The sequence below is a fragment of the Methylobacterium sp. NMS14P genome (assembly GCF_028583545.1).
Taxonomy (GTDB): Bacteria; Pseudomonadota; Alphaproteobacteria; order Rhizobiales; family Beijerinckiaceae; genus Methylobacterium.
On sequence record NZ_CP087106.1, the window covers coordinates 2,240,807 to 2,252,861 of the forward strand.

Genomic DNA, 12,055 nt, shown 5'->3' on the forward strand with positions numbered 1-12,055 from the left:
CTTAGAAGATCTCCGTGATCTGGATGAGACCGAGCCCACCGAGGCCGCCAGTCTGGGGCGACGCGGTATTTGGAGGCGAGCAGCCGCCTGTGCCGCCCGCGCCGTAGCCGTTACCCTGCGTGCCGGAGTGCGCGACCGAATACGGAAGGTCTGAGCTTCCAAGCTGCGAAGGACCGGCTGCGCCAACACTGGCGACCGTGTTGATGTACAAGCCAGTCGAAGAACCGCCGCCGGGGCGGTTGAGGATATTGCCGCCGGACGCCGCGCCGCCCGCGTTCGTCGCGGTCACAGTGTAGGAGCCGGTCGGGACCGAGCCGCCCGCAAAGCCTCCCTGCCCCCCCGTGGCCGTCGCAACGCCACCGAAGGAAGTCGTGCCCCCGTTTCCGCCTGCGCCGCCGCCAGCGGCGCCCGCCGTGCCCGCCGCTCCGACCGTGTACGAGGCCGTGTACGTAGCGGCATTCGCGATGACCACGTAATGCTCGAAATACGCACCACCGCCGCCGGAGCAGCCTACGGACATGAAGCCGGATGCGGTGCTGGTACTGCCCGCGCCGCCGCCGCCCGGGGCCTGACCGCGGACGTAAATTGCCCGCACCTTCGCGCTCGACGGAACGTAGGTGTAGGTGCCAGCGGTCGTCACGGCTGCCAGCGGGTTCTGGATGCCGATTTGATTGCTGGCGATGATGGCGAGCAGGTCGGACGTGACCATCCCAGCCAGCACCCATTGGCCGAGCGCTACATCGAAAAGAAGGTGAGCGAACTGGCCTGCGAGCAGATCGCCCGAGACGAGCGGAGCGCCGGACCGTTTGACCACGCCGCGCGTGCCGAGGCTGTTTAGCGCGAGATTGACCGGTCCAGTGTTCGTGTTGGCAAGCTTGACGAAGATACCGCGGTAGCTGGTCAGCGTCGGCGGGGCGGGGTCGAGAATGACCGTGATGACGTTGGGCGTGCTGGACTGGTCCACCGCGAAGGCTACGCCCGCTAGCATGGCGGCCATCGACATGCGCAGGTTGGCCTTGAAGCCGAGCATGTTGCCGTCGTCGGCGGCGTCGATCAGGCCATGATCAACGATGATCTGGCCGAGGGCGCTGGCGGGAACGGTCGCCTGCCGCCATGCCTTCGACATCAGGCCAGACGGCACGATGCCTTTCTGGATGCCGGTCTGCTGCTGGCTAGACCCGTTGTAGGTCGCGTCAGACCAGACATTGGCGCCTGCGGCAATTGCGAACGGCAAGTAGGAGTTCGTGGGCATGCGGGATCCCGTGCAGGCAACAGCGACCGCTCGGGCGAGCCCGGCGGTGCGAGAGCGGTGTCAGCGAGAGGAGAGGCTAAGCGGCGAGGCTCGCCACGTAGGCGGGGGAGCCGTCAGCGGCGCCGATGTCGGCGCCGGAAACGTAGGCGTTGTCCATGTCGGCCCCGAACAGCGGGGCCCCATCCACAGTGGTGACGAGCGTCTGCACGTCGGCACCCATCGGCTTCACGGGCAGGATCCCGGCGGTGAGGATCGCGAGGTCCGCCGGGGCTGGGATCTTGCCCGCAAAGGCGACGAGCCACTGCATCGCGAACGAGGCAACGGCAGTGCCGGTTGCACCGCCTGGATACGCCACGCCGACGTCGGCTCCCGCCATGGCGTCGTCGGCGGCAAAGAACAGGGCCGGGCTCGCGCTGCCGCTCTTGTCGTCGATGAAGACGAGGGTCGCAGAGTCGTCGAAGTAGGTCGTCAGGATCGCCTGAAGGCCTGCCGCGGTCCCATCCCACCGGTTCGCCAGCACCTTGGCGCGCAGGAGCTTCCGGTAATACGGATCCGGCAGGTAGGAGGTGCTGTAGCCGCTGCCGTAGGGCTGGGCGGCATAGCCCTCATCTGCTCCGAGGCCCGCGATGTCGGCCGAGAAGTACAGGCTCGGCAGCGTGATCGGCACGCCGCGGCTCTGACCGACCCACTCGCCTGTCTTATCAAGCTGATCGCCGACCGCAACGTCGAGGTCGAACAGCCCCGGCATGCTGGCGATCGCAGCCTGCGCATCGGCGTAGGGCAGAGCATCGGCACGCACGGTCGCAAGGAACCGAGCCTTGATTGGCTTGGCCTGCCATGGCGTGACGAGCCCCGCGTAGTCGTCGACGGTCTTCGTCATGACGCGTAGCTGATCGAGATGTTGCCTGGGGCGCAGATGGCTGCTTCATTGAAGGCGAGCACGGCATCCTGCCCCGTCGGCGCGACGCCATCGCGAGCGACCGTCAGCGAATTGGCGATGATCTCGAAGGTGGCGCCCGTCGGCTGATCGGACAGATCCGCCGGGACGTAGGCGCGGGAGAGCATGACGCCGTTGCCGATGCCGAGACCGTTGGTCCAGTCGGACAACGCCTGCTGGATCTGCGCCTCCACGGACGACGTGTACCCGAACAGAGGCCGCACCTTGAGCGCGTAGGTGATCGGCACCTGGGTGGGGCGAAAGAATGCGATGGTGCGGGTGATTCCGACATCGTCGGTCACCGGCACGACCGTGGACCCCCAGGTTCCGGCTGCACCCTTCTTCAGAGCAATCACGCTGGCGATGGTCGCCGCATCCCCCCCGTCGATGACGAGTGCGATGCCCTTGCCAGGGATGCCGTTCGCGTCGGGCTGATTGGTGTCGTTCTCATAGGCGCGCAGTCGCGTCACGCCCGACACAGCTCTGAGCGCGCCCACGAGGCCGCCGAGGATGCTGAGCGACGGCAGCGCTACCGAGACGGCTTGCCGCCGTCGCAACTGGCTGTCGGTCTCGACCGGCTGCCCAGGCGCGGCAGCGGAGGGGTTGGTGGCCGACTGCCAGCCGCGCTGCACGTTCCCGAGCGCACCCTCGCCGTTGGCCGTGTCGACCGCACCCGCAGCCAGGGCGACGGCGCCGAGGACTTGGCATGTACCGGTGACGAGGATTTGGCCGGCCGCTGGGATCAGGAAATCGGGCAGCGACCACACGTTGCCTGATGGGTCCGTGACCGTGCCGCCCGAGACCGCCGTGCCAGCCTGACCGACCTGAAGGAAGTCGCAGGTCGAGTTGGTCGCAACCTTGCGGGCGAGGCCATTGATCTTGACCAGCGACGACAGGCCAGCGCCGCGCGCGCCCGATGGCGAGTAGTGGCTGTAGGTGTCCAGGGCGACGCCACTGACGTCGAAAATGCCCTGCGCGTTGAACACCTCGATCTGGCCGTCCTGGCAGTCCTCGCCGAGGTAGAGGTCCTGGCCGTAGATCGCGCGCGTCCCGGACTGCCGGTAGTCGAGGCAGTACGAGAACGCCGGGCGTGCGAAGCCCGCGGCGGTGATCGTCCCGACCGGCGTGGTGCCCATGTCAGCGGTCCTGCTCGACGGGGAGGCGCACGGTCGCGCCGGCGGTCTGCCGGTTTGATGCGCCGAAGATCGTGGCGACCTCGGCGGTCGGCGTGAACGTCCGGGTGTTCCGATCCGTGGTGCTGCTGTAGGCGACGAGGCCGGACACACCCGGGGTCTCGAGGATCCGCGCCTGCATGACGAGATCGCGCACCGATTCCGTCCGGTAGCCCAGCACGTCGGTCTCGTAGGGCGTGCCCGAGGTCCGATCCAGGTACCACTGACCGGTCCAGAGGTTCAGGCGGCTCTCGCAGATCTGGGCGACGGCCTCGGGCGAGTTGCGCAGGAAGGCGGCCTGATTGCCGCCAAAGACGCGATCGCCGTTCGCATCGACCTTGCGGACGCGAAGGGAGATGGTTGCCATGCTGCCTCCTATCCTTCCGACAGGTGCAGGGACTTCACGACACCCTGCACAAGGCGCTGCTGTGGGCCGAGGAAGTTGAGCCCGGGCCCGGCCTGAGTGGTCAGCGACTGCAGCTGCGAGTTCAGGTTGAGCAGCGTCCCGACTACCGGATTCGCCTGCGTCAGCTGGGCGATCTGATCCTGGATCGGCTTCAGCGCCGCGGCGGTGACGTCCGGCGCCGCTCCGCGGGTCAGGATGGCGTCGGCCTGTCGTTGCAGGTCATCGACCGTCGCGAGGACGGGGTTGTTGGCGACGAGGTTGGCGATCTGCGCCTGGACATTGGCAATTAGCCCCTCGACGCTGCCCGATAACAGGCTCGCGAGGCCGGCGAGGTTCGGCGACAGGAATTTGGCGAGCGCCTGCTGCATCTGCTGCTGCAGGTAGGACTGCGCCTTCCCCTCGATGGCGGTCGCGGCCATCATCAGCCCCGACGGATCCTGGTTCAGGATCGACGCCACCGCCGCCACCGCGGGGATCTGGGTCTGCACGATCGCCCGAAACTGCGAGGTGACGTCGAAGAGGCCGGCCACGTGCTGCTCGGTCTGCGCCACCCGGGCGGCGAGCCCCTTGAGCTGCTCATTCAGGTCTCGGTCGGTCGTGTTCGCCGTGTTGACCGGCGCGCCCGGCAACGTCATGCCGGCCTTCAGCGTCACCGTCTTCGAGACCATCTCCAGGGCGCCGGAGATGGCGTTCACGTCGAGGGTCTGCTTGCCGCCGTTGACCGTCACCTTCACCCCGTTCTTAGGGTGCGAGATGGTGCGGTGCTTGCCGTCGTCGCTGCGCGTCTCGGCCGCCTCGGTGTTGTAGTCCTTCAGGTCCCGTGGCTTCGAGCGGATCCCTGAGACGTAGATCGCGTCGGACAGATCGTGGCTGCGCGCATCGACCTGCGCTTGCGTGCCGCCCTGTTCCCGCCAGTTCCAGAACGAGCGCGAAGTCATGATGACCATGCCCTCGTCGTCCCTCTTGATCGGGTGCGTTCCAGTGACGCCGCCGCCGCTCATGAACCGGTTGAGCCCCTCCATCACGGGGTACGGCACCTCCTTCGTGGTCCCGTCGGGCATGATCTGCCGGCGCGTGATAGTCGGCTGAACCGAGGTCGTCTTGCCGTCGCCATCCTTCATCACGCGGACGGGGAGCGCGATGTGGAGACCGCTGAGCACGGCCTCCTTGATGACCCGCATCTCCTCTTCGCGGTCGAACAGCTGATCGGCATCCATGCGCGCGTCGCGTCCGTCAGGCGTCGGGGATGAAGTAGAGCCGGCTGCTGGTGCCGAGCCCATCGTAGGTCGGATCCTCGCCGGTATCGCGATCGGAGAGGACGAGCAGCTTGCCGCCAATGCCGAGGTAGGCGAACTGGCCGATCACATCGACGCCCGTCAGAAGCGGCAGGCCGGCCAGCAGGGTCGACCCGTCGGCGAAGGCAGCCCCGTTCATCGTCGCGATGTCGATCGCGTAGAAGGGCGGGACCGCCACGTCGTTCCACATGATGCGGACGTTGTAGGGCACGCCCGCGAGGGTAACGGAGAAGATCTGTAGGCCCGGCTGGGTCGGGATCAGCTGCGCGGCGCTCACGGGCCGCCCCCGAACATGTTGTACTGGTCCGGCCCGGCGCCCTGGAGGCCACCGACAGGCGTGGGCGCGGTGACGCTCAGCTCGGGGAGCATGATCTCGGTCGCGGGGCTGAGCCCCGTCAGCTGCCCCATATCGACGGCGGTGGCCGCCGGCGGATTGATGCCGCCAAGGCCGAAGCTGCCGTTGCCCACTGATCCACCATCTGGGCTGTAGGCGCCGGGGTTGAACGATCCAGCGAAGTTCTGCGCGCTGACGTCCTGCGTCTGGACCGCGCCGCGGTCCGCGACGCTGCCCGTGCTCTCCGGGTTGGCCTGGTTCGCGCTGTCCTGGGCCGGCTTTGCGGTGTTCGGGCGGGTCGACTGGGTCGAGGTCAGATTGATCTTACGCAGTGCCGCGATGACCATCAGCGAGTTCTCGCTGGCGCCATCGGTGATGACGTCGAGCGAGGCGAACAGCATCTGCTGGTAGAGGCGCTTGCCGGTGGCGACGTTGAACGGGCGCCGGGAGGCCTTCAGCGCCAGCAGCTGCTGATAGACGATCCGCACGTAGCCGGGGATGCCGGCGGTGCTGTCTGACCATCCGACCCGCAGCACCAGTGTCGGGGGTCGCTCGTAGGTGTGATCCGTGATCGCCGCCCCAGTCTCGACGGGGAACTCGGTGATCACGGAGTCGTCCCGGTGCTGCTCCTCGACGATGACGTGCGGGACGTAGGGCCCGATGCTCCGGCCCGAAGACAGGAACAGAGCGCTGGCGACCTGCGCAATGGCGCCGATGCCTGCGCTCACGTCGTCTGCCTCGCCGCCTCATCCTGGGCCGCCTTCCGCGCCCGGGATCGGTTCTCGTTGCTGACGGCGATGAGGTCGTTCATGCGAGCCACATCCCGAAGGTCGAGCGTGCCGTCGAACAGCTCGCTGTAGAGGCAGTGCTTGTGCTGCATCGGTGCAAAGAGCCAGGACTGGCCGTCGGGCATCAGCACGGGGTCGTAGCTGGGCCCCTCCTCGATCCGATCAAACGAGACCGGCGTGTACGAGAAGTAGCCGTGCAGATTGTCGCCGAGGATCCGGACGACCAGCAGGACCACTCTGCCGGCACCGAGGTCGTCGAACAGCGGCACGCCCTCGGCTGCGTCCCAGACGGGCTGCCAGTCCCCGCCCTCACGTCGCTCGACACCAGTCAGCGCCAGATCGAACAGAGCGCTTAGAGTCTCCGGTGCGATGTCCTTCACGGCGTCGGCGAAGGCTGTCGTGAGATCGTCCGTCGCGGCGCCGCGCTGAGCTCGAGCGCGCTTCTGCCCGTCCTCAAGTGCCGGCCGCAGAACCCGCAGCGATTCCCACTGATCCCAGGCAGAGAGCCGGGCGGCGCGATAGGTCTCGCCGCAGAATGCGAAAGGACGAGGTTGCGCGGCCCGCATGCGAGTTCCAGTTTTCTCGTCGTCCAGATCCGACAAGCCCTATGGAGCGACCCACTTGAAACCGAAGCGCTACATCCTCGCCGCCGCCGCCATGGCCTCAATGGCTGCGACCGCGCATGCGCAGGATTTCCAGGGCGACCTCAAGAAATTCTGCGTTTCGACGGAGCAGCAGCACTGCTTCATCAAGGCCGGCAACGATCTGTGCCGGTCACCGGGTCGGGGGTGCCACCCTGCAATGGATCACCTTCCGGCCAAGATCATCAGCAAGTCGGGCTCCACCTATAAGGTGCAGACCGAGGAGGGTGTCAGCTTCGTTCGAGGCAGCGCCTTCCTGATCACGCCCGGCGATTGATCACGCCAGTGACGAGCGCAGGTTCCTGACGAGGTCGCTGTTTCGATAGCCGGCGACCGTGCCGATGTGGTCGGCGGCCCGCTTCGGATCGTCGACCCCGCGGACGTGCGTGTCGCCCTGCTTGATGCTGACGTGCACCGTCTTACTATTGTCGTTGCTCGTCGCAGGCGCTGCCGGCGAGGTGAAGGATGGCAGGTTGCCGTTGAAAGCGCCAGGGATCCCGTTCGGCAGGATGTCCTTCGCCGTGACCGGCTTCCGCTCTGGCTTGGGTGCCGACGCAGTAGGCGCATTCGCGGGGATCGAGCGGATCGCCCCGCTCGGCATCCGCATCGTGCCGTCACCGAGATCGGTACCGACCTGCCCGTCGAGGCCCGTGACCTGACGACCGGCGGCCGCCTGAGCCGGCTGCTGACGCAACCGATCGAGGAAGGGCTTGCGGATCTGGTAGGCGAGCGCGTGCTTCTGTGGGTTCTCGAATTTCGAGATGCCCTCGTACAGCGTCTGCTCGTCTGTCGGCGCGCCCATCATAGCGTCGTAGGCCTTGCGGTGGCTGATCGCGCCCGGCAGGCCGAGCATCTCCATCCGCAGGTACTGCTGCTGGATGGTCCGATCCCGCCAGTCCTTGCCCTGCGACTCGGCATACTTCCGCAAGAGCGGGAAGCGCGGGTTGCCGTTCTGATCGCTCCACTGCGCCGTGCCGTGGGCGTGCCCGCTGTCGCCGATCGCGCCAGGGTCGAGGTTTCCTCCGCTCTCGCCCTGCATCATGGCGATCGTAGCCTGCGCCTTGCCCTTCGGCATGCCGAGGCCGCCATCGGCGACCGGCTTCTGCAGGAAGTCCATCCACGACGCGACGTTCTCGCGGCCCTGCGCCGAGGTTGCACCTCGAGATCGCCTGCCATCGTTGCCGGTGTAGCTGCCATCCAGTGCGGCGGCCTCGCCGCCCCTGGTGTGTGCCTCTGCGCCACCGCCACCGACCGCTCGCTTCACCGCGCCCCACGCCCGCCGTGCGAGCCGCCCGGCCGCCCCGAGCGCGCCGCCGGGTGCCGCGCCGGCATGATCCTCATCCCACTGGTCTGAGAGGCCGGGCTTCAGGTTGTTCGGCGTGGCCAGATCCGCGCCGATCGCGGTGCCGACAGCCACGGTGCCCGTCGCGCCGGCGCCGATGCCGAGGATGGCTAGCAAGCCCTTCCAGCCGTTCCCGAAGATGCCGAAGGCGCCGAGGATCTTCGACAGCCACGTGGTCGCGATGAACGTGCCGAACACGCCGAGCGCGACCTTCATCTTCTCCGTGTTGGCGGTGAACTTGCCCGTCTCCTTGTCGAAGTCGCCGAACGCCAGCATCAGCGTGTCGAACCACTTCTTGGCCTCCGGGCTGGTGACCAGTTCCAGTAGCGCCCGAGCGAGCTCCAACACGACCTGGGCGATGTGGCTGATGACGGCCGCGATCTCGTCGCCATGCTGATCCAGAAAGTCAATGAATTTCTGGAAGGCGTTGTTCTCGCCCGAGAACAGGTTGGAGGCTACCTTCTGGCCGATGATGCTGATGCTAGCCGCGAGGCTGCCGAAGGTGCGCTGGAGCGCCGCCGCGTCCTTGGCCGCCTTGTCCGGGTCGAGCCCGGTCTTCCGGAGCTTCTCGTTGTACTCCTCGGTGAACTTGTCGAGCCCCTGGATCAGGGCACGGCCGGTCTTCTCGTCGATCCCGAAATCCTGGAGGTAAGCGTCCTGCAAGTAGCCGGGCTTGTCCTTGAGCGCCTTGCCGAACTCCTGGAACAGCGCGTCGGCCGAGCGCCGAGCGCCGCTCGCATCCGTGGTCTTGATCCCGAGCCGCTCGAGCAGCGAGTAGCTGCCGGGGCTCTGCCGCAGCGTGCGGGCGAAGTTCTCCAGGGAGCCGACGCCGGCCTCGACAGTGGACCCCATCTGGCTCGCGGCGTAGCCGATCGCTTGGATGTTCCGGACCGTCACGCCGGTGCGCTGCGAGGTGAAGTTCAGGGTGTCGAAGCCCTGAGCCATCTTCACGACGCCGGCATGCACGCCGAGTGCGGCCGCCTCGATCGCCGCGCCCATGCCGATGGCGACCTTCACGAAATCGCCGATCCGCGCCTTGGCCTCCTTCAGGGCGGCGGCCTGCTTCTTGTCCGTCTCGGCGCGGTCGCGCTCCTCCTTCTTGGCCCGCTCTAGGGCCTCTTTCGCGAGCCGCAGGTTGGTCTCGCGCGTGAGGCGAGCGACCTCCTCCTCGGTCTTCGCACCGGCCCAGCGTGCGTCCTCAATCGCCTTCTCAGCCCGCTCAACGGCGCGCTGGTAGTCCTCGACCGACTTGGTGGCAGCGGCCTTCGACGCATCGTCGGCCTTGAAGCCGATGGCGACCCACAGCGACTTGAGGACGTCATCCATCGACCACTACCTCGACGCCGCGACCAGATCGGCTAGGTTCAGGCCATGCGCCATGCTCTCGCCTGCCTGCTCATCGCCTTACCCGTCGCAGCCTGGGCGCAGGGCCGAGCCTCTACCAACGACGACATTTCCAACGCTCTCGGCGGTACCAGCTGGTACCCGCCGGCGGCCCGGCCGAGGTCACCGGCCGACCCCGCCAACACTGGCCAGCCAGCGAAGCCTGCGCGCCCCGCAAGCGAGCCGGCCGAGGAGACGATCCTTTTCATCCCAGGCAGCGATGTGGATGGAGCCTGTGGCCGGCTTAGCTATGCCCAGTCTCGGATTGAATGCGTGAAGAGCGAGCAGCGTAGCTACGAGCTGATCAAGCGCATGTGGATGTACGCAACCGATCATGCGAAACGGGAGAGCATTCGCTATGCAGCGCCGATGCGAAATGGCGTCGCCTACTACAACTCGATGGAGTCGTATCTGATCTCATTCATGAGGGACGATCAGACCGCGCGAGAGATTGCCAACCCTCCGAAGTTTCAACGCTGACCACTTCACTGCGGCACGTATTGCCGCAGGTTCTGCGGGACGTAGCCCCGCCCGTCGGCCGAGAGGCACGTCATCTCGTTGAACCAGGGGCCTCCCGGCCCGCCGTGAGTGTCCCCGATCCGGTTGACCACGATGACCTTGTAGCGGCCGTCCGCGTCGATCGATGGCAGCTTTGCGTTCGTGAGCTCACCCGAGATGCTCAGATCCGGCGAGGCCCGCTGGATCGAGCCGTTGTTGATGCGGATCACCCGGCCGGGCATCACGATCGGGTTCAGCAGGCTCCGGACGACGATCCCGCCGGGCGTCTGAACCGGAAGTCCGATCAGCCCGGTGTCCGAATTCAGGATGATCTCCGAGCCCGGCAGCGTGCCATCGTAGGGTAGCACCTGCAGCTGGCCGTTCTGGATGCTCCACTCGGTCTTCGTGGCTCTGGCGGTGTCCCGCAAGATGTCCCGCGCGTTGGAGAACAGGATGCGGGGACCGTTGAACTTGGTGGTCGGCAGGCCGGCGACGTAGCCCATCGTCACGCCGAAGGCCTTCATCGGCTCCAGGGCGGCGTCGACCACGTCCTTGTGTGTCCAGCCCGACGGCAGCGCCTTGTTGGTCACCGCGTGCACGTAGGGCTCGTCGCCGTCGCCGCAGAAGATGTCCAGGCGCTTGTCGACGGGCGTCTCCTGGCCGAACCGGGAGAACTTGATGTTGCCCTTGAAGATCACCCCTGGATTGCCCTCGTAGCCGGCCGTCAGGGTGACCTTCGTGAACTCCTTGTCGATGAACTGCTGCGCCGTCTGCCGGGAGACGTTGTAGATCGAGATCTCGGCGATGTTCGGCGTCTGGCGGGTCTGCTGCTCGACGTGGAACACGACGCGCAGGGTCGAGAAATCGCGCTGGCCGGCGCTCCCACTGACGGTGAGGCCGATCTTCCGGAGGTACTGAAGCGCCATCAGGCGGCGGCGGAGGTATCGGCTCCGCCCACGAACGAGGCTGCGATGGAGCCCATGACCTGCTGAAGCTCCTCCCACAGCTCGGGAAGGATGATCTTGAGCACCTCGCCCGTGATCGCCAGCACGTCGCCGGCCGACAGGATCATGACCGGGCTGCCGGCCGCATCGTCCCACAAGGTCGGATGCGCTCGGTTCGACGGGTCGTTCACGCAGCGCAGGCACGCCTCGACGATGTAGGTCTGATCGTCCTCCGGCATGCGCGCGAAGGCATCAAGCACGGGCGAGAACAGGTCCGCGATGAAGGCCTGCGCCTCAAGCTTGGTCTCTTCCTCGGCCTCCGTGCCGGCGGCGGCCGCCTCTTCGATCGCCTTTTGGCGCGCCTTGGCCCGGACACGCTGCGCGCGCGACGCTGCCGCGGCGCTGGCGAGCGCGCTGTTGGCGAAGGCCGAGAGGCGCCGCGCGATGCCGATCACCTTGAGCGGCGGCACGCGCTGGACGGCGTACTCCACGCCGAGCGCCTCGATGCGCGAGACGGCGGTGGCACGGCGCGCGCGGCTCGCGTTCCGGTCGGCCTGTTGGGTGGTGTTCATCGCTGGAGTGTCCTGCCGACCGACGTCAGGCCGCAACCAGCGTGCCGTCGCCGAGCTGCTGGGCGATGTCGCCGCAGTCGAACATCCACTCGGTAAGGGCCGCGGCCTTCGCCCAAGTTCCGTCGGGGTAGCGGACGAAGGCGCACTGCGTGGCGTCGACCTCGTCGCCCCAGACGCGGTTGCTCACGGTTAGGATGTTCTGGCCGTGGTAGGCTCCGGAGGAAAACTGGTAGTTCGCCAGGGTGTTCAGGATCCGGTTGTAGGGGCTGTCCTTTCGCAGGCGCAGCGTGATCCGCCCGGACCGGGTCATGTGCAGCGAGTGGATGACGCCGCGGGTGGCGCCGCCGGTCATCGTGTTCTGATCGCCGGTGCGAACGACCGTGATGCCCTCGTCGGCCACACCGGACTCGGACAGGATCAGGTCGGCCGTGCCGGGTCCACTGAGGATCAGGTTCACGTCGGCGAAGGAGTAGGCGACGGTCATCGAGGGC

At 67.0% G+C, this 12,055-nt stretch carries 14 protein-coding genes; 2 read left to right on the top strand and 12 right to left on the bottom strand.

All coding sequences use genetic code 11. From position 1 onward, the window contains the following. Position 1 precedes the first annotated feature (1 nt). The 8 genes from LOK46_RS10500 to LOK46_RS10535 all read right to left on the bottom strand — a co-directional run bounded on the left by LOK46_RS10500 (position 2) and on the right by LOK46_RS10535 (position 6,750). A complete protein-coding gene (locus LOK46_RS10500; protein WP_273563712.1) occupies positions 2 to 1,252 on the bottom strand; it encodes a hypothetical protein in 1,251 nt (416 codons plus the stop codon). Between the two features lie 76 nt (positions 1,253 to 1,328). Further along, a complete protein-coding gene (locus tag LOK46_RS10505; protein ID WP_273563713.1) occupies positions 1,329 to 2,132 on the bottom strand; it encodes a DUF2612 domain-containing protein in 804 nt (267 codons plus the stop codon). After that, positions 2,129 to 3,325 carry a baseplate J/gp47 family protein gene (locus LOK46_RS10510; protein WP_273563714.1) on the bottom strand — a complete coding sequence of 399 codons (1,197 nt, stop codon included), beginning with the start codon at positions 3,323 to 3,325 and terminating at the stop codon, positions 2,129 to 2,131. The genes LOK46_RS10505 and LOK46_RS10510 overlap by 4 nt, the downstream gene beginning before the upstream one ends. Before the next feature lies 1 nt (position 3,326). Then, positions 3,327 to 3,728 carry a hypothetical protein gene (locus tag LOK46_RS10515; RefSeq protein WP_273563715.1) on the bottom strand — a complete coding sequence of 134 codons (402 nt, stop codon included), beginning with the start codon at positions 3,726 to 3,728 and terminating at the stop codon, positions 3,327 to 3,329. Positions 3,729 to 3,736: 8 nt separating this feature from the next. Continuing rightward, entirely contained in the window at positions 3,737 to 4,984 is a 1,248-nt protein-coding gene (locus LOK46_RS10520; protein ID WP_273563716.1) for a Gp138 family membrane-puncturing spike protein, read from the bottom strand. Between the two features lie 16 nt (positions 4,985 to 5,000). Further along, the gene (locus LOK46_RS10525; protein WP_273563717.1) at positions 5,001 to 5,339 is read right to left on the bottom strand and encodes a phage baseplate plug family protein; all 339 of its coding nucleotides are present in this window, start codon (positions 5,337 to 5,339) and stop codon (positions 5,001 to 5,003) included. Continuing rightward, positions 5,336 to 6,124 carry a phage baseplate protein gene (locus LOK46_RS10530; protein ID WP_273563718.1) on the bottom strand — a complete coding sequence of 263 codons (789 nt, stop codon included), beginning with the start codon at positions 6,122 to 6,124 and terminating at the stop codon, positions 5,336 to 5,338. The genes LOK46_RS10525 and LOK46_RS10530 overlap by 4 nt, the downstream gene beginning before the upstream one ends. Further along, complete coding sequence (locus LOK46_RS10535) at positions 6,121 to 6,750, bottom strand: DUF6889 family protein (RefSeq protein WP_273563719.1); 630 nt, start codon at positions 6,748 to 6,750, stop codon at positions 6,121 to 6,123. The genes LOK46_RS10530 and LOK46_RS10535 overlap by 4 nt, the downstream gene beginning before the upstream one ends. A 55-nt stretch (positions 6,751 to 6,805) precedes the next feature. On the opposite strand from LOK46_RS10535, the gene LOK46_RS10540 reads away from it, so the two are divergent. Then, positions 6,806 to 7,102 carry a hypothetical protein gene (locus LOK46_RS10540; protein WP_273563720.1) on the top strand — a complete coding sequence of 99 codons (297 nt, stop codon included), beginning with the start codon at positions 6,806 to 6,808 and terminating at the stop codon, positions 7,100 to 7,102. Here the strand turns inward: LOK46_RS10540 and LOK46_RS10545 are convergent, their stop codons facing one another. Further along, positions 7,103 to 9,493 carry a phage tail tip lysozyme gene (locus tag LOK46_RS10545; protein WP_273563721.1) on the bottom strand — a complete coding sequence of 797 codons (2,391 nt, stop codon included), beginning with the start codon at positions 9,491 to 9,493 and terminating at the stop codon, positions 7,103 to 7,105. It lies immediately after the preceding gene. A 45-nt stretch (positions 9,494 to 9,538) separates the two neighbouring features. Here LOK46_RS10545 and LOK46_RS10550 point away from each other — a divergent pair, with 45 nt between their 5' ends. Then, the gene (locus LOK46_RS10550) at positions 9,539 to 10,030 is read left to right on the top strand and encodes a hypothetical protein (protein ID WP_273563722.1); all 492 of its coding nucleotides are present in this window, start codon (positions 9,539 to 9,541) and stop codon (positions 10,028 to 10,030) included. 5 nt (positions 10,031 to 10,035) lie between these two features. Here LOK46_RS10550 and LOK46_RS10555 read toward each other — a convergent pair whose 3' ends face one another. The 3 genes from LOK46_RS10555 to LOK46_RS10565 are packed head-to-tail and all read right to left on the bottom strand — an operon-like array spanning position 10,036 to position 12,048. Continuing rightward, positions 10,036 to 10,974: a phage protein gene (locus LOK46_RS10555; protein WP_273563723.1), complete on the bottom strand. Its 939-nt coding sequence runs from the start codon at positions 10,972 to 10,974 to the stop codon at positions 10,036 to 10,038. After that, the gene (locus LOK46_RS10560; protein ID WP_273563724.1) at positions 10,974 to 11,600 is read right to left on the bottom strand and encodes a phage tail assembly chaperone; all 627 of its coding nucleotides are present in this window, start codon (positions 11,598 to 11,600) and stop codon (positions 10,974 to 10,976) included. The genes LOK46_RS10555 and LOK46_RS10560 overlap by 1 nt, the downstream gene beginning before the upstream one ends. Beyond that, positions 11,590 to 12,048: a phage protein gene (locus LOK46_RS10565; protein WP_273563725.1), complete on the bottom strand. Its 459-nt coding sequence runs from the start codon at positions 12,046 to 12,048 to the stop codon at positions 11,590 to 11,592. The genes LOK46_RS10560 and LOK46_RS10565 overlap by 11 nt, the downstream gene beginning before the upstream one ends. Between the last annotated feature and the right edge of the window lie 7 nt (positions 12,049 to 12,055).